The sequence below is a fragment of the Haloarcula sp. KBTZ06 genome (genome assembly GCF_048595605.1).
GTDB lineage: Archaea > Halobacteriota > Halobacteria > Halobacteriales > Haloarculaceae > Haloarcula > Haloarcula hispanica.
Genome location: NZ_CP184337.1, coordinates 440,694 through 462,782 on the forward strand (window position 1 = coordinate 440,694; position 22,089 = coordinate 462,782).

Here is a 22,089-nt window from a genome sequence, read left to right on the forward strand (position 1 = left end):
ATGATTGGCGTCGTCGGTGGCGGTATCGCCGGCCTCTCGGCAGCGTACCGGCTCCAGCAACGCGGCCACGAGGTCCGTGTGTTCGAAGCGAGCGAGGATCTGGGCGGCCTGGCAGCGACCTACGAGACGGCCGGGGACCCCATCGAGAAGTTCTATCACCACCTCTCGAAATCCGAGGAAACCATCGTCGAACTCGCCGAGGACCTGGGCCTCGGTGACGCGGTCGAGTGGCACATCGGGGAGAACGCCTACTACGTCGACGGCGTCGTCCACCCCATGGACAAGCCCTGGGAGATCCTCTCGTACCCGCATCTCTCGCTGTACGACACGTTCCGGCTGGGGATGCTCGTCCTCGACATCGACGTTCGCGGCGGCATCCCGTCGTTCGACACCTACGAACGCTTAGAGGACTTCGAGGACGTGCCTATCGAGGAGTTCGTGGTCGAACACACGACGCGGGGCGTCTACGAGAACTTCTTCGAGCCGCTGCTCGACGCGAAGTTCGGCGACCGGAAAGGCGACGTGAGCGCCGCGTGGCTGCTCGGGCGGGTCAAGTTCCGCGGCGAGCGGGACATCCTGAACGGCGAAATCCTGGGCTACTTCGACGGCGGGTTCGGCCGACTGCTCGACGCGCTGGTCGACGCCGTCGGCCCCGAGAACATCGAGACGGGCACGCGTGTGACCGACATCGAGACGAGCGGCGGGACCGTCTCGTCGTTGACGGCCACGGACGGAACCGAGACGACGGTTCACGAAGCCGACGACGTCGTCGTCGCGGCGATGCCGAACGTACTGGAGGAGTTGACCGGCTACACCTGCGATATCGATTTCCAGGGGACGGTGTGCTCGGTCATCAGCATGGACGAACCCCTGCTGGATACGTACTGGCTGAACATCGCCGACGACGCCCCCTTCGGCGCGCTCATCGAACACACGAACTTCGTCTCCGCCGAGCGGTATGGCGGCGAACATCTGCTGTACGTCGCGCGCTACATCCAGGACGAATCCGAGACTATCTGGCAACAGAGCGACGACGAGGTCGCCGAGACGTGGCTGGACGGCATCGAATCGCTGTTCCCCGAGTTCGACCGGGACGCCGTCAACTGGATTCGGACGGGGCGCAATCCCCGGACGGCACCGGTGTACGAGCGTGGCTATCTGGACATGGTCATCCCCTACGACCTCGGCGACGCCGTCGCGGACGGCCTCTACTACGCCGGGATGGCCTCGCGCGCCCAGTACCCGGAGCGCTCGCTCAACGGCGGTATCGTCGCGGGCTTCGAATGCGCCGACCGGATCGCAAGCGGACCGACAGCGGCGACGGACCACGATTCGCCGCTTTCGGAAGCCCAGCGCTGAGAGCGTCCTGCCGAAGAAACCCTGTAATCGCCGCCCGAGTCAGTCGCCAGCCGCGCCTTCCACGTCGTCCTCGTCGACGACCGGCGCGTCGGTCGGGCTCACGTCCTCTGGCTCCTCGCGGCCGCCGCCGACGATCATCTCGCCGTCCTCGGTTTCGACGTACACGTCGTCGGCGAACCCACCGACGGCGTGGGGGTGTTCCGGCTCGTCCAGTCGCTCCGGCGTCGACGGTGCGTCGGCAACGCCACCGGCCGGGCGGAACGTCCCGAGCGGGTCGTCGATGGTGATGTCGTGCGCGTCGAAGAAGTCCGCGTACCGCTCGTAGTGGGCTTCGAGTTCGTCGGCCGGGAACTCCATCATCTCCGTCCAGCCGTGGTTGTAGAAGTCGAAGTTCGCCTGGATGTGGGTTATCTCCCGGGCCTCTGCCTCCGAGTAATCTGCCTGGAGCGCGGCCACGTAGGTGTCCATCGTGGCGTCGAAGAAGTCGTCGAGGTGGTCACGCCGCTCCTCTCGGTGGGCTTCGTCGGCCTTCCCGAGGAAGATTTTGGTGTGGAGTTTCACCAGCCCGTAGTTGGCCACCGACCGGACGCCGGGCGTGGTCAGCGCCTTCTTGCTCGCCCAGTGGCGCGGGTTCTGGTATATTTTCATTTCGATCACCGATACGGGCCCCAGCGCCTTCAAATCCTCGACTATCGGCGTCCTTCGCGGTGTTCCGCGCAATATCGCAAACGATACGCAGATAGCAATCCACATTAAGCCCGATTTCGTATCGGCCGTACATGAGCACGTCGCACGTAATCATCGGTGACGGCATCGCGGGTGCGTCCGCAGCCGAGACAATCCGGGAAGCGGACCCGGACGCGTCGGTCACAGTCCTGACCGACGAGGGGGAGGCACTGTATAACCGGATCCTCATCAAGGAGTTCGCCAAGGGGAAGCTGCCGGAAGCGCCGATCTCCATTCACGAGCCGGAGTGGTACGACGAGCGTGACATCGACCTGCAGCTGAACACCCACGTAACGGACATCGATCCCGACGCTCACGAGATCCACACCCACAAGGGGGACACCTACGAGTACGACAAGCTGCTGGTGGCCACGGGCGGGACGCCAGCACAGCTACCGGTCGAGAACAGCGACGCCGACGGCATCCACCACTTCTGGACGTTCCAGGACGCGCGTGGCATCCGCGAGCACGCTGATGAGTCCGATCAGGGCATCATCGTCGGGGCGGGCCTGCTCGGCATCGACCTCGCGGCGGTCTGTGCTGCACAGGAAATCGACGCGAAGTACCTGATGCGTGGCAACCGCTGGTGGCGCTACGCGCTCTCGGAGGACGGCGCGGAGATCATCCACGAGGCCCTCGAAGAGAACGGCGTCGAACCCGTCTTCGAGTCCGGCGTCGACCACTTCGAAGTCGACGACGACGGCCACGTCACCGGTGCCGTCGACCCCGACGGCAACCACTACGACGGCGAGTGGGCCGGCGTCGCTATCGGCCTCGATTTCAACACCGAGTTCCTCAACGGAACGGGGCTCGAACTCGACGACGGCGTCGTCGTCGACGAGTACATGCAGACCAACGTCGAGGACATCTACGCCGCGGGCGACCTCACCAAGTTCTACGACACCATCCTCGACTCCCAGGCGCAAAACGGCGCGTGGGGCTCGGCCAAGGAACAGGGGTCGGTCGCCGGGACGAACATGGTCGCAGACGCCGAGGAGAAGGAGTTCCGCTGGGTCTCCTCGTACTCCATCACGCACTTCGACTTCCCGTTCCTCTCCTTCGGGCACCCGACCCGCGGCGACGACGAGGCCGAACGGAAGTACTCCGACAGCGAGTGGCGGCGTCTCGCCTTCGAGGACGGACAGCTCATCGGCGGCGTGCTGATCGGCGACCTCTCACAGCAGTCGGCGTTCAAACAGCTCATCCGCGAGGAGCGCCAGGTCGCGGAGAAGAAGGAACTGCTGCTGGAGAAGGAAGTGGACCTCGAAGAAGTGAAGGCACAGACGCCCGCACCGGCCGAATAAGGCTCGCCGACACCGATCTTTTTCAGCGCTGCGGACGTTAGCGATGCGTATGCGTGACGCCCTCTCCAGCATCGTTGTCCGGCTCATTCGTCGTGACAGCCAGTCGGGTGCGGCAGACGCAGCAGCCGATGACAGCGGTAGCTTCGCCGGCTCGCTGCTCGATGCGTCGGTCAATTACAGTCACGGCCAGAGCGACCGTCAGGCCTCCAGCGAGATGGCGGAGCTACAGGAGGAGGCTAACCGGCTCGCCGAGCAGGACCAGCACCGAAAGTAACTGCCAGCGGGAGAACGACGCTCTTTTTTCGCCCTAAGGCGGAGAGTCGCGTATGGATGGCGGCAGCGGCGATATGACACTCGCGTTCGACCTCGACGCCCTCAAGCAACTGGCCTACCCGGACAGCGTGTTCAACGACGCGCGCCAGTGGTCTGAGTACGTCGGCGTCATCTCCGAACAGCCCACCTACGTCGTGACCAACTTCACCCGGAAACACCGGATCAGACAGGACTTCTTCTCGGGGCCGCGCGGCCGCGAGGAGAGCCTCGAAAACGTCAAAGAGCAGTTCGACACTGACCGACACGTCTTCGTCGGCGCTGACGACGAGGACGCCGATCTCGCCGAGACGGCGGGCTGGGAGTACCTCCCCGTCACGCAGGCCGCAGAGGCGGCCGACTGGGACCTTGGCGAACCGGAGACGCCGGACGCGACAACCGACGCGGACGAGGAGCGCGACGACTGGCCGTAGGCGGCACGGCTCCGCTGTCGGCGGGAACCTTCGATTCGAATAGTTTTATATTTTCCCGGAGAGCGACTGAAGATATGGCCCTCCATACCGGTGACGCGTTACGGCGCGGTATCGACGATGTGACCAGCGAAAGCGGCCTGCTGGTCATGGGCGTTTTTCTCCTGTACAACCTCGGAAACACCGTCGCAAGCTCGTCGCTAATGGAAGTGCTGTTCGACGAGTTGATGGCACAGGGCGCCCCCAGTGGCGCGGGTGGCCCTGCTGGGGCGGGCAGTCCGGGGTTCTCGATGGCGGATTTCGTCGGACCGTTCAGCCTTGATCTGGCAGCTCCGGTTGCCGTGGTGTTGCTGCTGGTGTTCCTCGTGTTCGGACAGGTCGTCAAGTTCTGGGGTATCCGGCTGTTCGCAGACCAGAGCGAAATCAGGAGCGACAACGCGTCGGAGCGTGCCGTGATGGCGGCTGTCCTCGGTGGCGGCATCGCAATCGTGATGTTCGCAATCTCGATGAGCTCGACGTTTTTCCAACTCAACGGACAGGCTATACTAAGTCTCGTCGCGTCGCTCGGTAGCGTTCTCGCCTCTCTGGTCGTCGGCCTTGCACTCGTGTACCTGCTGCAGGCGATCGCCCTGTTCGACGGCGGCTACGTCCAGACAATCAAACACTGTGTCGCACGCTTCATGGACGCCCCGGCACAGATCATCGTGCTTCTGTTCATCCTGTTCCTTCTCGGTATCATTCCGGGCATTCCCTCGACGGCGTCCGTCATCTCAGTGGTCCTTCCCGGGTCGTTTGACCTGCCGTCCCAGTCGGTTCTGCAGGTCGCGTCGATGGTGCTGAACGCGCCAGTGCAGGCGTTCAGTCTCGCAGTGATTACGGACGCCTACGTTCAGGTGCGAGCGGACCAGGACGACGACGGGTTCTGAACACGGACATAGCGCTCCGACTGCCCCTGCTGATACCATCGCGCCAGCCATAACCCTCCGCTCGCAGGTCTGCGCCGCGATCAGAGACCGCGGTGTTTAACCACGCGAGCATACAACGACAAGCAATGGCTGAACCGCGCGTGCCCGGCGGCCGCGAGTCCGAACTCGAACTGGCCTGTGGCGAACGCGTCGACACGCATGACCTCCATCTGGGCATGCGGGAGTTCGTGTGCGACTGCGGGAAGACACACGCCGTCGTGCTCGACCCGCACCCGCTGGCACGCTTCGTTCCGGAGTTTCTCACCGAAGTGCTGCACGCGACTATCGAGACCAACGACGACTACGACGAGTTCACCACTGTCCACCTGATGGGCGTCGTCATGGAGGAGTTCCCGGAGAAAGTCGTCGCCGCCGACACCAGCGAGGACGGGTCGGTCGGCTTCTCGCTGGCGTGGGTGAGTGACTTCGATTCCCGCCGTCTTCACGAAATCGTCGTCGAACTGCTCGTGGAACTGATGGAACACGCAATCAGCCACGCCGAGGACGACGACGTGATGGCGGAGTTCGAGGAGCAGATGCTCCAGTTCGACGTCGACGCGTTCGTCGAGCAGTACCGGGACGAGCGGAACTTCGACGGGCGGTCGGACACCGCCATCTGAGGCCGACTGCGACCTGAGTACTTAGTGGGTCTGGCTCGCACACCCATGCATGGCGGGTCGTGTGGTAATCCTGCTCGTGCTCTTGCTTTTTGCGGGCTGTGGAGCCTTCGGCGGGGCGGAGCGACAGACGGTAACCCCGGTTCCGGTCCCAGAGCAGCCACAGGACAGCCGGGCAGCCTCCGCCCTGACCGAGAACACCGTCGATGCTAGGCGACTCGCGGCGGCCCATCGGCGTGCGACGTGGAACCGCTCGTACGTGCTGGAGATGCGGTTGTCGCTGGAATGGGGAACCCAAATCGTCAATCTCGTCGTCGAAGACAGGTATCACTACCAGTTTCGGACCGAAATTCTCGATCAGAACTACACCAAGCAGGTGTACACCAACGGGAACCGACGCTACGTCTACGACGTGCGAGCACAGGGGGCCTGGACCGCAACGAGGCGGCCAACTCCGGTCAGCGGGGTACTCGACCCCGACCCCGCGCGACTCATCGAAGCCTATCTCGCGACAAACGTCAGCGTTGAGCGACCCAGAGACGACTGCGACACCTGTCGCGTGACGCTGACGGCGACGGACCCACCGGCGGCGTTCGAACCGGCCGACAATTACAGCGCACGGGCGACTGTCCGGCCGGACGGACTCGTCCGGTCGCTCACCGTCTCGTACTGGGACCGCTCCAGAAACTCGCTGGTCAGCTACGAAATCCGGTACTCTGCAGTCGGCGAGACAACCGTTTCCCGACCGACGTGGGTCCGAAAGCGCTGGGGGAACGCGACAGACAGCGACCCCGAACTGTCCGACAGCCAGTGACTCGCCGCTGTCGGTCGATTTCCCGAAATCAGCCGTCTGACTGTTGTCTGACGGTGTTATATGATGGTTGCGGTGTTGTAACTGTGTATGGCTATACGTGAGGGAGAGTTCGAGCGCATCCTGACAGTGCTCGAAGAAGCTGACACCGACGGCACGCTGACGGCCCGCGAGATCTGTGACCTGCTCGAAGAGCACGACGAGGCGTTCGGGAGTGCCCACCGGGTAGCGACTGTCCTCGGTCGCCGTGCGCAGTCCGGCGAGGTCGAGGTCATTCAGGGCCAGCCCTACCGGTATCGCGTTCCCGACCGCGACAACTGACGCCTCTCAGCACCGCTGCCGTCGGAATTCTAACTTGTGGCCCCTCTATGAGACAGCCAATCGTGTGACACGCATACGTTACGATATTCGAAATTAGGCTTCGAGCTTCGCATTGTTTCGCCGGGCTTATTACGATGTATAGACTCCGCTCGTACAATGACAGCGGACGAGGACCGTACAATCCTACTCATCGGCAGCGGCCCGATCAAGATCGGACAGGCGGCCGAGTTCGATTACTCCGGCGCACAGGCGTGTCGTGCCCTTCAGGAAGAGGGTGCCCGCGTCGTGCTCGTGAACTCGAACCCGGCGACGATTATGACCGACCCGGAGATGGCGGACAAGGTGTATCTCGAACCCATCAACACCGAAGCCATCTCTGAGATTATCCGGAAAGAAAACCCCGACGGCGTCATCGCCGGTCTGGGCGGCCAGACCGGCCTGAACGTCACGGCCGAACTCGCCGAGGAGGGCGTCCTCGACGAGTACGACGTGGACGTGATGGGGACGCCACTGGACACCATCTACGCGACGGAGGACCGCGACCTGTTCAAACAGCGGATGGAGGACATCGGCGAGCCGGTGCCGCGCTCGACGACCATCACGCTCGACGAGGGCGAGTCGGTCACCGATCTGGACGAGGAATCGCTCGTGGACCGCGTCGAAGCGGCCGTCGACGAGGTCGGCGGGCTCCCCGTCATCGCACGCACGACGTACACGCTCGGTGGCTCCGGCTCCGGCGTCGTCGACGAGATGGACGAACTCATCGAACGCGTCCGCAAGGGCCTGCGCCTCTCGCGCAACAACGAGGTCCTCATCACCGAGTCCATCTCCGGCTGGGTCGAACTCGAATACGAGGTGATGCGCGACGCCGACGACTCCTGTATCATCATCTGCAACATGGAGAACATCGACCCGATGGGTATCCACACCGGGGAGTCCACGGTCGTCACGCCGTCGCAGGTCATCCCCGACGAGGGTCACCAGGAGATGCGCGACTCCGCGCTGAAAGTCATCCGCGACCTCGGCATCCAGGGCGGCTGTAACATCCAGTTCGCCTGGCACGACGACGGCACGCCCGGCGGCGAGTACCGCGTGGTCGAGGTGAACCCCCGCGTCTCCCGCTCCTCGGCGCTGGCCTCGAAGGCGACCGGCTATCCCATCGCCCGCGTCACCGCGAAGGTCGCACTCGGCAAGCGACTCCACGAGATCGAGAACGAGATCACCGGCGAGACGACCGCCGCCTTCGAGCCGGCTATCGACTACGTCGTGACGAAGGTGCCCCGCTGGCCCATCGACAAGTTCCGCGACACGGAGTTCGAACTGTCGACGGCGATGAAATCCACCGGCGAGGCGATGTCCATCGGTCGGACCTTCCCCGAGAGCCTGCTGAAGGCCCTTCGCTCCTCGGAGTACAACCCGGCTGCCGACTTCAACGAGATCGCCGATGCGGAACTCGAAACGGAGTACCTCGAAAAGCCGACGCCCGACCGCCCGTACGCGATGTTCGAGGCGTTCTGCCGCGGCTACACCGTCGAGGAAGTCGTCGATATCACCGACATCAAGGAATGGTACGTCGAGCGGTTCAAAGAGGTCGCCGACGCCGCCGACGCCGCCCGCGAGGGCGACTACGAGACCGCCGCACAGGCCGGCTTCACCGATCAGGAGATCACCGCGCTGGCCGGCGGGGAGTTCAATGACACGCACGTCTCCTGGCTCCCGGCGGACCTCGACGAGGACGGCGGCGACGAGCCGGAAGTCGAAGCGGCGACGGATGGCTCTGGTGTCACAGTGGACACTGTCGAGACGGAGACGACCGACCGCGACTTCAAACTGGTCGACACCTGCGCTGGCGAGTTCGAGGCGACGACGCCGTACTACTACTCGACCCGGGACCCACTGTCGGGTATCGACCGCGACGAACTCCAGATCGACCCGGACCTCGAAAGTGTCGTGGTCGTCGGTGGCGGCCCCATCCGTATCGGGCAGGGCGTTGAGTTCGACTACTGCTCGGTCCACGCGGTCCGCGCACTGGAGGACCTGGGCATCGACGCCCACGTCGTCAACAACAACCCCGAGACGGTGTCGACGGACTACGACACCTCCGACGGGCTGTTCTTCGAGCCGGTCACCGCCGAGGAAGTCGCCGACGTGATCGAGGCGACCGAAGCCGACGGCGTGATGGTCCAGTTCGGCGGCCAGACCTCCGTCGACATCGGCCACCCGCTCGAACAGGAACTGCAGCGCCGCGACCTCGACTGTGAGATCATGGGGACCTCCGTCGACGCGATGGACCTCGCCGAGGACCGCGACCGATTCAACAAGCTGATGGACGAACTCGGCATCTCACAGGCCGAAGGTGGCTCGGCAACGTCCAAGGAAGAAGCGCTGGACCTGGCCCACGACATCGGCTACCCCGTCCTCGTGCGCCCGAGCTACGTGCTCGGCGGCCGCGCGATGGACGTGGTGTACAACGACGAGGACCTCGAAACGTACATCGAGGAGGCCGTCCGCGTGAGCCCGGACAAGCCGATTCTCGTCGACGAGTTCCTCGCCGACGCCGTCGAACTGGACGTCGACGCCGTGGCCGACGAGGACGACGTCCTCATCGGCGGCGTGATGGAACACGTCGAGACGGCGGGTATCCACTCGGGCGACTCCGCCTGTATGATTCCGCCACGGTCCCAGGAGATCAAAGACGTGATGCCGCGCATCCGCGAGGTCGTCGAGGACATCGCCGACGCGCTCGACACCGTCGGTCTGCTGAACGTCCAGCTCGCCGTCCGTGACGGCGAGGTGTTCGTCCTCGAAGCGAACCCGCGCTCGTCCCGTACCGTCCCGTTCATCTCAAAGACGGCCGGCGTCCCGATCGCGAAGATCGCCGCCAAGGTGATGTCCGGCGCGACGCTGGCCGAACTCGACGTGCAAGAGCAGATTCCCGAGCAGGTCTCTGTCAAGGAGGTCGTCCTGCCCTTCGACCGCCTGCCGGGGTCGGACCCGCGTCTCGGCCCGGAGATGAAATCCACCGGCGAGGTCATGGGCACCGCCGGTTCCTTCGGCAAGGCCTACCAGAAGGCCCAGATGGCCGTCGGCAAGGCAATCCCGCTTGAGGGGACGGCCATCGTCGACCTGCCCATCCTCGGCTTCGAGGAGCACTTCGACGTACAGGACTTCGACGACTACGAGGACACCGACGCTATCATCGACGCCATCCAGAGCGGCGAGGTCGACCTCGTCCTCTCCCGCGACCGCGACGTGCTGGAAGCCTGCGTCGAGGAGACCGTGACGTACTTCTCGACCCACGAGAGCGCCGAGGCGGCGCTGGAAGCGATCAACTCCGCCGACCAGCCACTCGCCGTCCAGGCCATCGACGAACGGCCAAAGACCCAGCGCGAGTGGGGCGCTGAGTAACGCCGGCTAGCCTCGGGAGCAAACCGCTCACCGCGGCGGCACTGATTCCTGTCACTCGAACAGATCGGCACAAATACTTATTCGTTGGACACGCTCATATACTCTCCATGGCCGATGCAGTACGTGTCCTACACGTCGAGGACGACCCCGAGTTCGCGTCGATGACGGCGGCGTTTCTCAGCCGTACCGACGACCGCTTCGACGTGATTTCGGCAACATCGGCGAGCGAGGGGCTCACCCGGCTCAGCGAGGAGCCTATCGACTGCGTCGTCTCGGATTTCGATATGCCCGGCCAGGACGGCATCGAGTTTCTGGAATCCGTCCGGGCCGTCGACGAAGACCTCCCGTTCATTCTCTTTACCGGGAAAGGCTCCGAGGAAGTAGCCAGCGAGGCGATTTCGGCCGGTGTGACGGACTACCTCCAGAAGCAGCAAGGCACTGACCAGTACACGATTCTGGCCAACCGAATCGCCAACGCGGTCGAGCAGTACCGGTCACAGCGAGCACTGGATGCGAGCCGGAAGCGGCTCTCGCTGTTTATCGATAAGTCACCGCTCGGCGTCATCGAGTGGGACGAGAGCTTCGAGGTGGTTCAGGTCAACGAGAAAGGCGAGGAGATTCTCCGGCGTGGGGAAGCGGACCTCGTCGGCAAGGAGTTCGAGACGCTCGTCCCGGACTCAGCGCTGGATGCGGTCGAAGAGACGATCACGGCCCTACAGGAAGCCAGCGGTGGCTACTATACCGTGCTCGATATCGAGACCGGCGACGGCGAGCAGATCGTCTGTGAGTGGCACAACCGCACCATCCGAGAAGACGGGGAGACCGTCGCGATCTTCTCACAGTTTCGGGAGATAACGGAGCGCCGGCAGCGACAGCAGCGTATCGAGGCGCTGCACGACACGACCCGGAAGCTGATGCACGCTGAGTCACGCGAGGCTGTCGCCGAACTGGTCGTCGAAACCGCACGCGACCTGCTCGGGCTGCCGCTCAGCGCCGTTTTTCTCGCCGACGAGTCGGCCGACGCTCTCAGACCGGCTGCGGTGACCGACCAGGCACAGGCGATCATCGACGAGCATCCGACGTTTCGCGAGGGCGACAGCCTCGTCTGGGAGGTGTTCGAATCCGGCGAACAGCGTGTCTTCGACGATGTCTCCACTATCCCCGGCCGCTACAACCCCGACACCGACATCAGCAGCGAGATTCTGATCCCACTGGGCGACCACGGGGTGCTGATCGCCGCATCAACCGACGCCGCAGCGTTCGAGGACGCATCGGTCTCACTGATGCGGACTCTCGCTGCCAACACCGAAGAGGCGCTTTCCAGACTCGACCGGCAGCAAGAGCTCAGAACGCTCACGGAACGCCACGAACTCGCGCTTGAAGGTGCCGAACTCGGCGTCTGGGACTGGAACGTCAAGACGGATGAAGTCACCTTCAACGAGCGCTGGGCCGATATGCTCGGCTACTCGCTCGACGAACTCGAGCCGTCGGCAGACACCTGGGACGAACTGATCCACCCCGAAGACCGCGAGCGGACCTACGAAGCACTGAACGCACACTTCGACGGTGAGACGGAGATCTACGAGTGCGACCACCGACTCAAGACGGCCACCGGTGATTACCGATGGATCCGCGACATCGGTAAGGTGTTCGAACGCGACGAGAACGGCGACCCGGTACGTGCGGTGGGGATCCATCAGGACGTGACCGACCACAAAGAACGGAAACAGGCCCTCGAAGACACGAGCCGCAAACTGCAGGTCATTCTCGATACAGCGCCGACGTACATCCTGATGAAAGACACCGACAGTCGCTTTCTCTTCATCAACAGCGCGGCCCGTGACCTCTACGGGATCGACGCTGACGAGTCCGTCGTCGGGACGAGCGATTACGATATTCTCCCGGACCACATCGCGGAGCAGACCCACGCCGACGATCAGCGGGCCCTCGAACAGAAAGAAACCGTCGAAGTCGAGACGGTGATTCCTGTCGACGGGACGGAGCGGACACATCTGACACGGAAGACGCCGATACTCGACGAGGGCGGCGAGCCGTACGCCCTCTGTGTCGTTGCGACCGACATCACCGAACAGAAACGGCGCGAGCGGGAGTTGGCCCGCCTCACCGACGAGTACGAGGCGGTGTTCGAGAACACGAACGACGCCATCGCGCTCGTCGACATCGAGGACTCGGCGGACGATCCGACGTTCCGCTACGTCCGGACGAACGAGGCCTACGAACGACAGAGCGGATTCGAAACCGAGTCACTGACCGGTCAGACCCCAATCGAGGCTGCCGGCCCGGACACCGGCCGTCGAATCGCCGACCACTACGAGCGGTGTGTCTCGGCCGGCGAAACCATCACGTTCGAGGAGCGGGGCCTCCACCCGACCGGCGTCTGGGAGACGCAGGTGACACCGATCTTCGCTGACGGGGAGATCGACCGACTCGTTGCTATCTCCCGGGATATCTCCGACCGCATCGAGTACCGCGAGCAACTGGAGCGGCAGAACGACCGGCTCGAAGAGTTCGCGAGCATCGTCAGCCACGACCTCCGGAACCCGCTCAGCGTCCTCGAAGGTTCGCTCACCCTCGCCAGAGACACCGGCAACGACGAGCAGTTCGACCGCTGTTACCGTGCCATCGACCGCATGAAGGAACTCATCGAGGACCTGCTGACCCTGGCCCGTGAGGGGGACACGGTCTCGGAAACGGAGCCGCTCGCCCTCGAATCGACTGTCCTGTCCTGCTGGCAGGCCGTCGAGACGTCTGATGCCACCCTCGAAGTCACTGCCGAGAGCACGATCTACGCCGACGAGAGCCGCGTTCGCCAGCTCCTCGAGAACCTCATCAACAACGCCGTGACACACGGCGGCCCGGCTGTCACTGTCGAGGTCGGTGATCTCACCGATTCGGGCTTTTACGTCGCCGATGACGGCGGCGGTATCCCGGCTGAACAACACGAAACGGTGTTTGAGAGCGGCTACACCACCACTGACGGTGGCACCGGGTTCGGCCTCGCTATCGTCAAGGAGATCGCGGCGGCACACGACTGGTCGGTGTCCGTGACTGAGAGCGACGACGGCGGCGCACGGTTCGAGTTCCGGGGCGTCAGACAGGAGTTCTGAGCCTGTGGAGCTGTGATGACTGCTCGCCGTGGATACCTCTCTTCCTGGCCTTACAACTCAGCAGTATTACGCCAATATGGTGGCGATAGATAGTAACTATTCATATATCGGTGCCTATCTGTCTTGTTCTGGGACAATAATGGCACGTTCGTAACACTCATTCCTGCGGCTGTGGCAGTAGCTGTATGGATCGCGTTGCAATCACCGTCGCCGCTCCGGAAAGCCGATGATAGAAGACGTCACCGAGCGGGCGGAGACAGTTGCGGAGATGGCTCCCGGTAGCTCGGTAACGACGGCAGTCCTCGCCGGACACGAGAGTCGGTTCTCCGGGTCACCACCGCTGAACAACCCACCGCTGACGTACCTCGACGGCGCGGAAGCCCCGGCGTATCTCCTGACCAACGGGAAGCGCGGCATCGGGCGCGGGACGAAACGTAAGACCGACTCACCGGTCGGCGACCGTCGGACGGTCATTCTGATTACCGGCCGCCGGACGCTCTGTCTCATCGGGAAAGACGAGGACGACGAAGTCATCGAGGTCCCACACGAGGCGGTTGCCGACGTTACCACCAAGTCCGGATTCCGTGCGCACCGCCTCGCGCTCCGGACCCCACGGAAAATGTACCACTGCTGGGTGCACCGCAAGACCGACAAGACAACCCTGAACGCGGCCGCCGAGTTCATCGAAAACCATCAGCAGGACAGTCCGGACGCAATCGACGGCGACGACACCGCCAACCGGGTCATGTATCGCGGCCGCCCCGTCGCACCACAAGACACCGCAAACGAAGACGAAGACAGCGACCAGACCACGTACTACCGCGGACAGCCAATCGACGACGACAGCGACTGAGAGACGTGGCTTATGTGCGTGCGAACCGCGCTGCTCACGGTTCCTGTCGTCATCGTTCGCGTCTCGCGGTTCTCACTCGCTTCGCTCGCTCCGAACCGCGCTGCTGCTCGCGGGTCACTCCGTTCCCCGTCGTCGGGCGGCAATGCCGCCCGACTGCCTGCGGGACCAAAGGTCCCGCTCCCCGCTCACAATTCCGAGGGCCGCTCCTTTCAGTCGCGCCCCTCGCTACACCTCACGGCTCCTACCGTCGCCGTTCGGGCATTCGGAGACCCCTCGCTACGCTCGGGTTCTCCCTACTCCCCCGCCATCCCTAGCACATCATCAAAGAAGCCGAGCGAGTCGTGCGGGCCGGGGTTGGCCTCGGGGTGGTACTGACGCGTGATGATGTCCAGGTCGTCGTTTTCCAGCCCTTCCGGCGTATCGTCGTTGACGTTGACCTGGGTCACGTCGAGTTTGTCGCCGGGGTCGGCGACGGTGTAGCCGTGGTTCTGGGTCGTCATCACGACCTGGTTCGAACGCAGGTCACGGACCGGCTGGTTCACGCCGCGGTGGCCGAACTCCATCTTCTCGGTCTCGCCGCCGAGCGCGTTGGCGACGACCTGCTGGCCGAGACAGATGCCCGCGAGCGGCACGTCGCCGACGTAGGTCTCGACGAGTTCCCCAGCCTGCTCGAAGTTCTCGGGGTCGCCGGGGCCGTTCGAGATGAACAGCAGATCCGGGTCGACCGCGGCCACGTCGTCCTCGCTGGCGTCGTATGGGAAGACGTAGACCTCGGCGTCGCGTTCGACGAGCGACTCGGCGATGGAGCCCTTCGCGCCGCAGTCGACCAGCGCGACTGTCGCACCGTCGCCGCCCTCGTTGTGGACCTCCACGTCGTCGACGGAGACCTGCGCGCCGATGTCGGTGTGGTCGGACATGTGTTTGCACTCGTGGAGTTCGTCGAGCGCGTCCTGCTCGGTCACGTCCGGCCCGGCGGCGATGCCGCATTTCATCGCCCCCTCGTCGCGGATCTCGGTGACGATATCGCGCGTGTCGAGGTGGTCCACAGCGGGGACGCCCTCGGACTCCAGCCACTCGGCCACGTCGTCGGTCATCTCGCGAGCCACTGCCGCGCGCGGGTGGATGCGGTCGGACTCGAAGCGCTCCTCTCGGACGCCGTAGTTCCCGATGAGCGGGTAGGAGAACGTCAGCACCTGCTCCTCGTAGGACGGGTCGGTGAGGCTCTCCTCGTAACCGGTGTACGCTGTTGTAAAGACCAGTTCGCCACGGGCGGTGCCCGGAGCGCGAGCGCGCGCCTCGATGACGCGGTCGCCCTCGATTGCCACGTATGCGTCAGCCATTACGAGATGCGTACACTATAGTCGGCCATAAGGGTTGCTTTCGAAGACGAGTTTCGAATTTCGTAATCCTCAAGTCATGGCCGGTGATACTGTCACATCTCGATGGACGACCTCGACAGAGAGATACTCTCGATACTTCGCCGGGACGCCCGAACCCCGTATACTGAGATCGCGGACCGGGTCGGCACGTCGGAAGGGACCGTGCGAAACCGCGTCGAACGACTGGTCGAGGACGGTGTTATCGAACGCTTCACTGTCGCGACGCGGACCGGCAACGTGAAAGCGATGATCGAGGTCAGCGTCGATGTCAACGTCGACACGGCCGAGGTTTCGGACCGCATCGCTGACTGGCAGCAGGTCGATTTCGTGTGGCAAGTCTCCGGCGAGGAGGACATCGTCGTCGTCGTCGACGCCGCCGACACCGACGCGGTTAACGGGCTCATCACGCAGGCGCGCGAGCTGGAGGAGGTTGTGGGGACGAAGACGAGGCTAATTTTGAACGAGCGAGTTGGGTAACGCGCAGCACCGCCGCGAACAGCAGGCGGAGCCGTGGTCCCCACCAGCACCGACGTGGCACCCTGATTTCATATCTATTGGGCTACGACAGACAGTATGCAGTTCCCGGTGGGCCTGGATACCGACATCGTCTCGGCGTACGGACAACTCGCGACCGACGGGGCGCAGTTCCTCGCTGTCGCGGCGCTACTCTACGCTATCGGCCGGCTAATCGTCGTGCCAGCAGTTCGATGGCTGCTGTCACGAACCGAGACTAACAAGACAGTCGCCAGCGCGCTGACCAGCGCTGTCCACCTGATATCGGTCATCCTCGCGGTGGTCATCGGCGCCAGCGTCGCGGGCTTCCGGGGCGCGCTCGCGGGGTCGACCCTGCTGGCGGCGGGCATCACGCTTGCGGTGGGGTTGGCGGCACAGGACGTCCTCGGGAACTTCGTCGCCGGGGCGTTCATCGTGACCGACCCGGATCTGAACGTCGGTGACATCATCGCATGGAACGGGATGCAGGGCACGGTGGTCGACATCGACTTGCGGGTGACGCGGATTCGGACGTTGGACAACGAGCGCATCATCGTCCCGAACACGACGCTGGCGACGAGCGCGGTGACGAACCAGACTTCGACGGGTCCAATTGGAGTTTCCTATCAGTTCGGTATCGGCTACGACGACGACATCGACACGGTCCGGGCGATTATCGAGAACGCCGCCCGCGACCTCGACCATGTCTCGGAGAAACCGGCACCGACGGCCAGAGTCAGCGACCTCGCGTCGACGGCGGTCATCCTGACAGGCCGGATCTGGATCCCTAACGAACGGCGGAACCGCCTCGCATCGGTCAGATCGGACTTCATCCAGCAGGTCCAGGAGGATTGCCGCGCTGAGGGTATCGACCTCAGCGACACGAGCCAGCACGAACTCTCCGGCAACATCGGCGTCCACGACAGCATCGGGCCGGTGCGCGAGCGAACCGAGTAGCCACCGATTGGGACCATGTCCGGCCCCATGTTGTCTGTGAGGTTCCCTGCGCCCGTATGTTTATAACTGTTCATAAGCTGGTACGTATATGGACGAGAAGCGCTTCGTCGTCGCCCTCTTCGGCCTCGCTGTCGCGGTGGTGGTCGGCGTACTCGCATATCAGTTTATCGCGGCGTTGACTGTCTCCGTGTTCCTCTATTATTCGACGCGACGGTACTACAGTTCTTTGCGCAGACTCCGCCTTCCGTCGCGAGTGCGTGCGGTCGTGGTCATGGCATCGCTGGCGATTCCGCTCCTATTGCTCGTCAGCTATGCGGCCGTCCTCCTCATTGTCGAAGCCCGGCAGTTCGTCACCCAGTACGCGCTCATCGACGTGGCTGCGACGCACGTCAGTTGGCTCGACGGCGCGGAGTCCGTGCCGGACCTCACCGTCGAGGGGCTGTACAGCGCCTACCAGTCGGGACAGCTCTCACCGTTCGTCGACTTTCTCAGCGAGAACGCCATGGTGCTTACGTCGGTCGCCTCCCAGTTCGTCCTCAATCTGTTTATTACGACCATCGTCACATACTACCTCCTGGTGGACGGCCGGCGCATCCGTGAGTGGCTGCTCCGGTTCGATGACGGGGCCATTATCCGCGAGTATCTCGAAGCTGTCGACGAGGAGCTGGAAGCGGTGCTGTTCGGCAATCTCCTGAACGTGCTGGCGATATCGCTCATCGCCATCGCTGCATTCACCGGCTATAACGTCATAGCGCCGGCGGCTGTCGAGGTCCCGTATCCGACGCTCGCCGGCGCGCTGACCGGTATCGCGAGCTTGATTCCCGTAGTCGGGATGAAAATAATCTACCTCCCGTTGACCGGTTTCACCGCGCTCCCAGTGGTGCTCGACGGGCAGTCTTCGCTGCTCGCGTATGTGCTCGGATTCCTCCTCGTCGCGGTGGTCGTCGTCGACACGATCCCGGACCTGCTGCTTCGGCCACTTCTCAGCGGCGAGAGCACGCACGTCGGGCTCCTGATGCTCGCGTACACGCTTGGCCCCGTCGTGCTGGGCTTCTACGGTCTGTTCTTCGCCCCCATACTGCTCGTCGTCGGCATGACGTTTGCGAACACGGCCCTGCCTCGTCTGCTCGGCGCGAGCGAACCGGACGGTCTCCACCCCGACCAGTTACGTCTTGAAGACTTCAGCTAGCCCTCGTGGCCGATAACGGGGAGTCGAACGCGAACGGGGCTTCCGAACGGACGAGCATCGACGGCCAGGTGGGGTGTGTCCGTGTCACAGGCCTTGACGAACATTTATATTCAGGACGAAGTAAATGAGTAAAAATGGGGTCAAACTCCGACTCCCCCTGCTATCAGGCGACTCCGGAGGACCAGATCGGGGAGCTGTACGCGGCGACACGCCGGCTGATGACAGCCGAGAACCGGTCCGAAGTCGCGACTATCGCAGTCGAGACTGCGACAGCGATTCTCGACTTCCCGTTCAGTGTCTTCTGGGAGGCCACTGACAGCGGACTCAAAGCCGAGGCGATCTCTGAGCCGCTTCGAGAGCACGTCGAGGTCCCGGCCGAGCCGGGACGGAGAATGCGACACGAACGCGGGAGTTGGCTGTGGGACCATTACGAGAGTGACGAGACACAGCGGGTCCTCGTTGATGAAGAGAAAGCGGCGTCCGATGCACCCCTTCACGGCTGTATCTCCGTTCCACTCCCGGAGTACGGGCTCTTGACAGCCGGGACGGATGAACGAGCCGAACCGACCGAGCGGGAGACGCAGTTGGCCGACATCCTCGGGAAGAACGTGCTCTCGACCCTCGAACGGATCGAGCGCGAGCGGGAGCTGAAACGGCAGCGCGACAACCTCGACCTGTTGAACCAGATCGTCCGACACGACCTCACGAACCACTTGCAGACCATCGGTGGCCGGGCGGAACTGCTCCGGGACCAGTGTAGCGGTGACGCCCTGGAACACGCCGACGGTATTCAGGAAAGTAGCCAGGCAGCCGCGGAACTGCTCGAAACGGCTGGAAACCTTGCGACGGTAATGCGACAGACGGACTGGGAGACCGAGCCGGTCGCCCTCGGACCAGTACTGTCCTCGGTGTCCGAGGATATCGCAGCGACGTACAGCGACGCACAGGTCACTGTCCCGGACGAGTCCCCGTCGGTACGGGTGCGGGCCGACGAACTCCTGTCCTCTGTGTTTCGGAACGTCCTCACCAACGCCATCCAGCACAACGACTCGGCAGTGCCGTCGGTCGTCATCGACGTGATCGACGATGGCGACGTGGTCCACGTCACTGTCGCCGACGACGGACCGGGAATCCCGGACGAGCAGAAACAGGCGGTGTTCGAGCGCGGGGAGAAACGCCTGGACAGTGACGGTACCGGGGTCGGCCTCTACCTCGTCCGAACGCTGGTCGACGCGTACGGCGGTGACGTGTGGGTCGAAGACAACGAGCCGACGGGGACGGTAGTCGGAGTCACGCTGCGGAAGGCAGCGGGCGACGCCTGAGGCGGTTTTTCCACCGGGCGGTCACGCTACTGCTCTACCAGCCCGTCCAGTAGATGTATCGCGCCGTGTTTGTCCAGTGGGTCGTTTGCATTCCCGCAGTGGGGCGACTGCACGCAGGCCGGACAGCCGTCGGCACAGTCACACGAAGTCAGCATCGACAGCGTGGTGTCCATCAGCGGCCCGATGTCGTGGTAGCCGGCCCGCGTCAGACCGATGCCGCCGGGGTAGCCGTCGTAGATGAAGATGGTCGGCTCGCCGGTGTGGGGATGACGCGGCGTCGACAGCCCGCCGATGTCGCCACGGTCACAGAGGTACTCGAAGGGGAACATCGAAATCATGGCGTGCTCGGCGGCGTGGATGGATCCCGGGAAGTCACCGGGTTCGCTGCCGCCGTCGGTCGCTGCATCGCCGTGTTGACCGCCGCCCCCGCCACCGCTTCCGCTCTCGCTCCCGCCACCGGAGTCGCTTTCGGCTCCGTACGCACCCTGCCGAATCTCGCTTTCTATGTCCGATGGCACCGTATGGTACAGCGCCTTCGTCTCCAGCGTGGTCTCGGGCAGATCCAGCAGTCGCTGTCCCAGCACCTCTCCGGAGGAGCCGTCGCGGCGCTCGTAGCCGGTGATCTGCTTGCGCATCGTCACCGACGCGAACCGGACCGGCACGTCCTCGCGGGTCGGCAGTCGCCGCTCCGCCAGGTCCGCCTCGACGGTGATGGTCTTGTCGTGCAGGACGCGGGTGAAGTAGTCGGCCCACGTCCGGTCGAGTTCTGCCACACCCGCGTTGAGGTCGAGGTCCGTCACCTCGTAGCGCCGGCCCTGATGGTGGTAAATCGCGCCGGGGTGGGCGTCCCGCAATGCGTCCTCGACGGAGAGTTTGGCTATCACGTCACCCTTCGCCACCAGTTTCACCTCGCCGTCGTCGACGGTCCGCAGGTTCATCTCGTGGTGTGGACTACCCTTGCCGAGCCAGCGCATCCCCTGATCGGTCTGGCGGCGGTCGAGCTTCCCGGCCGATTCGAGGTCCGCGACCACGTCGGGGAACGGCTCGCCGAAGTGGCGGTCGTCGTCCGGCGAGAGCCAGTTCTCGCAGGCGGCCGCGTGGACGTGATTCGGAAGCAGTTGCTCGTTTTCGGGGTTTGTCACGGCCTGCTCGGCTCCCGTCTCGAACAGCGCGTCGGGGTTGCGCAGGACGTACTGATCTAGCTGGTCCTCGCCGCCGACGAGCGCGACCAGGGCGGGGTCCGTGCCGCGACCGGCCCGCCCGGCCTGCTGGAAGGCCCGCATCCGCGTGCCGGGGTAGCCGTCCAGCAACACGGCGTCCAGCCCGCCCACGTCGACGCCCAGTTCGAGCGCGCTGGTCGACCAGACGCCCCGCAGGTCGCCAGATTGGAGGCCCTGCTCCAGTTCGCGCCGTCGGTCGTCGGTCAGTGCGGCCTGGTACGCGCCGACGCTGTCGGCGAGGGCGTGCTCGCCGCGGCTCCGGAGTTCGTCCGCGCTGTCGCTGGCGTACCGTTCGGCTGTCTGGCGCGACCCGGCGAAGACGACCGTCTGGAGGCCCCGCTCGACGAGGTCGACGAACAGCTGTTTCGTCTCGACGTGATTGGACTTCCGGCGGCCGCTCCCCCAGCCGTCGCCCTCGTACTCCGGCGGATTCCACAGCAGCCAGTGCCGCGGCCCGCTGGCGCTCGCGTCCTCGTCGACCAGTGCGAACGACGGCTCGGGCTGGCCGGTGACGGCCGCCGCGTGTTCGACCGGATTGCCGATGGTCGCCGAGCAGCAGACCCACTCAGGGCCGCCCGCTGTTGCGCTGTCGCCCCTTCTGCCGTTGCTTTCGCTGCTATCGCCGCCGGCGTCGAACCGCTCGGCGATACGCTGGAGGCGGCGCATCACCAGCGAGACGTGGCTGCCGAACACGCCGCGGTAGCCGTGGACCTCGTCGACGACGACGGTTTCGAGCCGCTGGAAGAACCAGTCCCACAGCCGGTGGGCGTGGGGGAGGATGCCGTAGTGGAGCATGTCCGGCGTGGTCAGCAACACGGTGGGCTGGCGCTCCCGGATGGCCTCTTTCTCCGACTTCGACTGCCGGCCGGTGTACTGGGCGACGGAGACCCCGGAGGCGAAGCCCAGCCCCTGCGCGAGTTCCGACAGCGTCTCGGTCTGGTCGTTGATGAGCGCGACCTGTGGCGCGACGTACAGCGTCGTCGCCCGGCGGTCCAGCGCCCGCTCGAAGGCCGGCACGGTGTAGGCGAGGCTCTTGCCGCTTGCCGTCTCGGTCGCGAGGACGACGTTCTCGCCGCCGCGGACCGCCTCGATAGCGTCCACCTGATGGGTGTAGAGGTCAGTGATGCTTTGATCTTCGAGGACGCCAGCGAGGCGGTCCGCAATCTCGCAGTCCGCGGTCCGTGCGTCCCGACCGGGTACCGTCCGCTGGTCGACGATCTGTCCCTCGTAGTACGGCCGGTCCCGGAGCCACGAAATCGTATCGTCCACAGGCCGTATACGTGGACGAGAGGTATCGG

The 22,089-nt window shown here is 64.2% G+C and carries 18 protein-coding genes; 15 read left to right on the forward strand and 3 right to left on the reverse strand.

Annotated features, from left to right (window positions below):
• Nucleotides 1–1,359 (forward strand): NAD(P)/FAD-dependent oxidoreductase, encoded by a 1,359-nt coding sequence (locus tag ACNO8S_RS02420; protein WP_420182413.1) that lies wholly within the window; start codon nucleotides 1–3, stop codon nucleotides 1,357–1,359.
• 39 nt (nucleotides 1,360–1,398) lie between these two features.
• On the opposite strand, the gene ACNO8S_RS02425 is transcribed toward ACNO8S_RS02420, so the two are convergent.
• The gene (locus ACNO8S_RS02425) at nucleotides 1,399–2,007 is read right to left on the reverse strand and encodes a DUF6149 family protein (RefSeq protein ID WP_050007778.1); all 609 of its coding nucleotides are present in this window, start codon (nucleotides 2,005–2,007) and stop codon (nucleotides 1,399–1,401) included.
• Between the two features lie 131 nt (nucleotides 2,008–2,138).
• On the opposite strand from ACNO8S_RS02425, the gene ACNO8S_RS02430 reads away from it, so the two are divergent.
• The 10 genes from ACNO8S_RS02430 to ACNO8S_RS02475 all read left to right on the forward strand — a co-directional run bounded on the left by ACNO8S_RS02430 (nucleotide 2,139) and on the right by ACNO8S_RS02475 (nucleotide 14,232).
• Nucleotides 2,139–3,389, forward strand: a complete 1,251-nt coding sequence (locus ACNO8S_RS02430; RefSeq protein WP_420182414.1) for an NAD(P)/FAD-dependent oxidoreductase — start codon at nucleotides 2,139–2,141, stop codon at nucleotides 3,387–3,389.
• A gap of 49 nt (nucleotides 3,390–3,438) precedes the next feature.
• Nucleotides 3,439–3,663 (forward strand): hypothetical protein, encoded by a 225-nt coding sequence (locus tag ACNO8S_RS02435; RefSeq protein ID WP_420182415.1) that lies wholly within the window; start codon nucleotides 3,439–3,441, stop codon nucleotides 3,661–3,663.
• A 52-nt stretch (nucleotides 3,664–3,715) separates the two neighbouring features.
• Nucleotides 3,716–4,132 (forward strand): DUF7124 domain-containing protein, encoded by a 417-nt coding sequence (locus ACNO8S_RS02440; protein WP_151102919.1) that lies wholly within the window; start codon nucleotides 3,716–3,718, stop codon nucleotides 4,130–4,132.
• Nucleotides 4,133–4,206: 74 nt separating this feature from the next.
• Nucleotides 4,207–5,055: a hypothetical protein gene (locus ACNO8S_RS02445; RefSeq protein WP_420182416.1), complete on the forward strand. Its 849-nt coding sequence runs from the start codon at nucleotides 4,207–4,209 to the stop codon at nucleotides 5,053–5,055.
• A 125-nt stretch (nucleotides 5,056–5,180) separates the two neighbouring features.
• Complete coding sequence (locus ACNO8S_RS02450) at nucleotides 5,181–5,714, forward strand: DUF5815 family protein (protein ID WP_420182417.1); 534 nt, start codon at nucleotides 5,181–5,183, stop codon at nucleotides 5,712–5,714.
• A 49-nt stretch (nucleotides 5,715–5,763) separates the two neighbouring features.
• Nucleotides 5,764–6,525, forward strand: a complete 762-nt coding sequence (locus tag ACNO8S_RS02455; RefSeq protein WP_420182418.1) for a hypothetical protein — start codon at nucleotides 5,764–5,766, stop codon at nucleotides 6,523–6,525.
• An 87-nt stretch (nucleotides 6,526–6,612) separates the two neighbouring features.
• Nucleotides 6,613–6,843 (forward strand): hypothetical protein, encoded by a 231-nt coding sequence (locus tag ACNO8S_RS02460; protein ID WP_014039561.1) that lies wholly within the window; start codon nucleotides 6,613–6,615, stop codon nucleotides 6,841–6,843.
• Nucleotides 6,844–6,999: 156 nt separating this feature from the next.
• Nucleotides 7,000–10,251, forward strand: coding sequence for a carbamoyl-phosphate synthase large subunit (gene carB, locus ACNO8S_RS02465; protein WP_420182419.1), 3,252 nt, complete (start codon nucleotides 7,000–7,002; stop codon nucleotides 10,249–10,251).
• A 107-nt stretch (nucleotides 10,252–10,358) separates the two neighbouring features.
• Nucleotides 10,359–13,379 (forward strand): PAS domain S-box protein, encoded by a 3,021-nt coding sequence (locus ACNO8S_RS02470; RefSeq protein WP_420182420.1) that lies wholly within the window; start codon nucleotides 10,359–10,361, stop codon nucleotides 13,377–13,379.
• Between the two features lie 226 nt (nucleotides 13,380–13,605).
• Nucleotides 13,606–14,232, forward strand: a complete 627-nt coding sequence (locus tag ACNO8S_RS02475; protein ID WP_420182421.1) for a hypothetical protein — start codon at nucleotides 13,606–13,608, stop codon at nucleotides 14,230–14,232.
• Between the two features lie 293 nt (nucleotides 14,233–14,525).
• Here ACNO8S_RS02475 and carA read toward each other — a convergent pair whose 3' ends face one another.
• Nucleotides 14,526–15,572, reverse strand: coding sequence for a glutamine-hydrolyzing carbamoyl-phosphate synthase small subunit (gene carA, locus ACNO8S_RS02480; RefSeq protein WP_050037568.1), 1,047 nt, complete (start codon nucleotides 15,570–15,572; stop codon nucleotides 14,526–14,528).
• A gap of 102 nt (nucleotides 15,573–15,674) precedes the next feature.
• Between carA and ACNO8S_RS02485 the strand changes: the two genes are divergently transcribed.
• The 4 genes from ACNO8S_RS02485 (at nucleotide 15,675) to ACNO8S_RS02500 (ending at nucleotide 19,571) form a co-directional block, all read left to right on the forward strand.
• Nucleotides 15,675–16,088: an Lrp/AsnC family transcriptional regulator gene (locus tag ACNO8S_RS02485; RefSeq protein ID WP_008310783.1), complete on the forward strand. Its 414-nt coding sequence runs from the start codon at nucleotides 15,675–15,677 to the stop codon at nucleotides 16,086–16,088.
• A gap of 96 nt (nucleotides 16,089–16,184) precedes the next feature.
• Nucleotides 16,185–17,060 carry a mechanosensitive ion channel family protein gene (locus ACNO8S_RS02490; RefSeq protein WP_014039566.1) on the forward strand — a complete coding sequence of 292 codons (876 nt, stop codon included), beginning with the start codon at nucleotides 16,185–16,187 and terminating at the stop codon, nucleotides 17,058–17,060.
• An 88-nt stretch (nucleotides 17,061–17,148) separates the two neighbouring features.
• Nucleotides 17,149–18,249: an AI-2E family transporter gene (locus ACNO8S_RS02495; protein WP_151102926.1), complete on the forward strand. Its 1,101-nt coding sequence runs from the start codon at nucleotides 17,149–17,151 to the stop codon at nucleotides 18,247–18,249.
• Between the two features lie 134 nt (nucleotides 18,250–18,383).
• Nucleotides 18,384–19,571, forward strand: a complete 1,188-nt coding sequence (locus tag ACNO8S_RS02500) for a sensor histidine kinase (protein ID WP_420182422.1) — start codon at nucleotides 18,384–18,386, stop codon at nucleotides 19,569–19,571.
• 26 nt (nucleotides 19,572–19,597) lie between these two features.
• Here ACNO8S_RS02500 and ACNO8S_RS02505 read toward each other — a convergent pair whose 3' ends face one another.
• A complete protein-coding gene (locus tag ACNO8S_RS02505) occupies nucleotides 19,598–22,060 on the reverse strand; it encodes a DEAD/DEAH box helicase (RefSeq protein ID WP_014039569.1) in 2,463 nt (820 codons plus the stop codon).
• Between the last annotated feature and the right edge of the window lie 29 nt (nucleotides 22,061–22,089).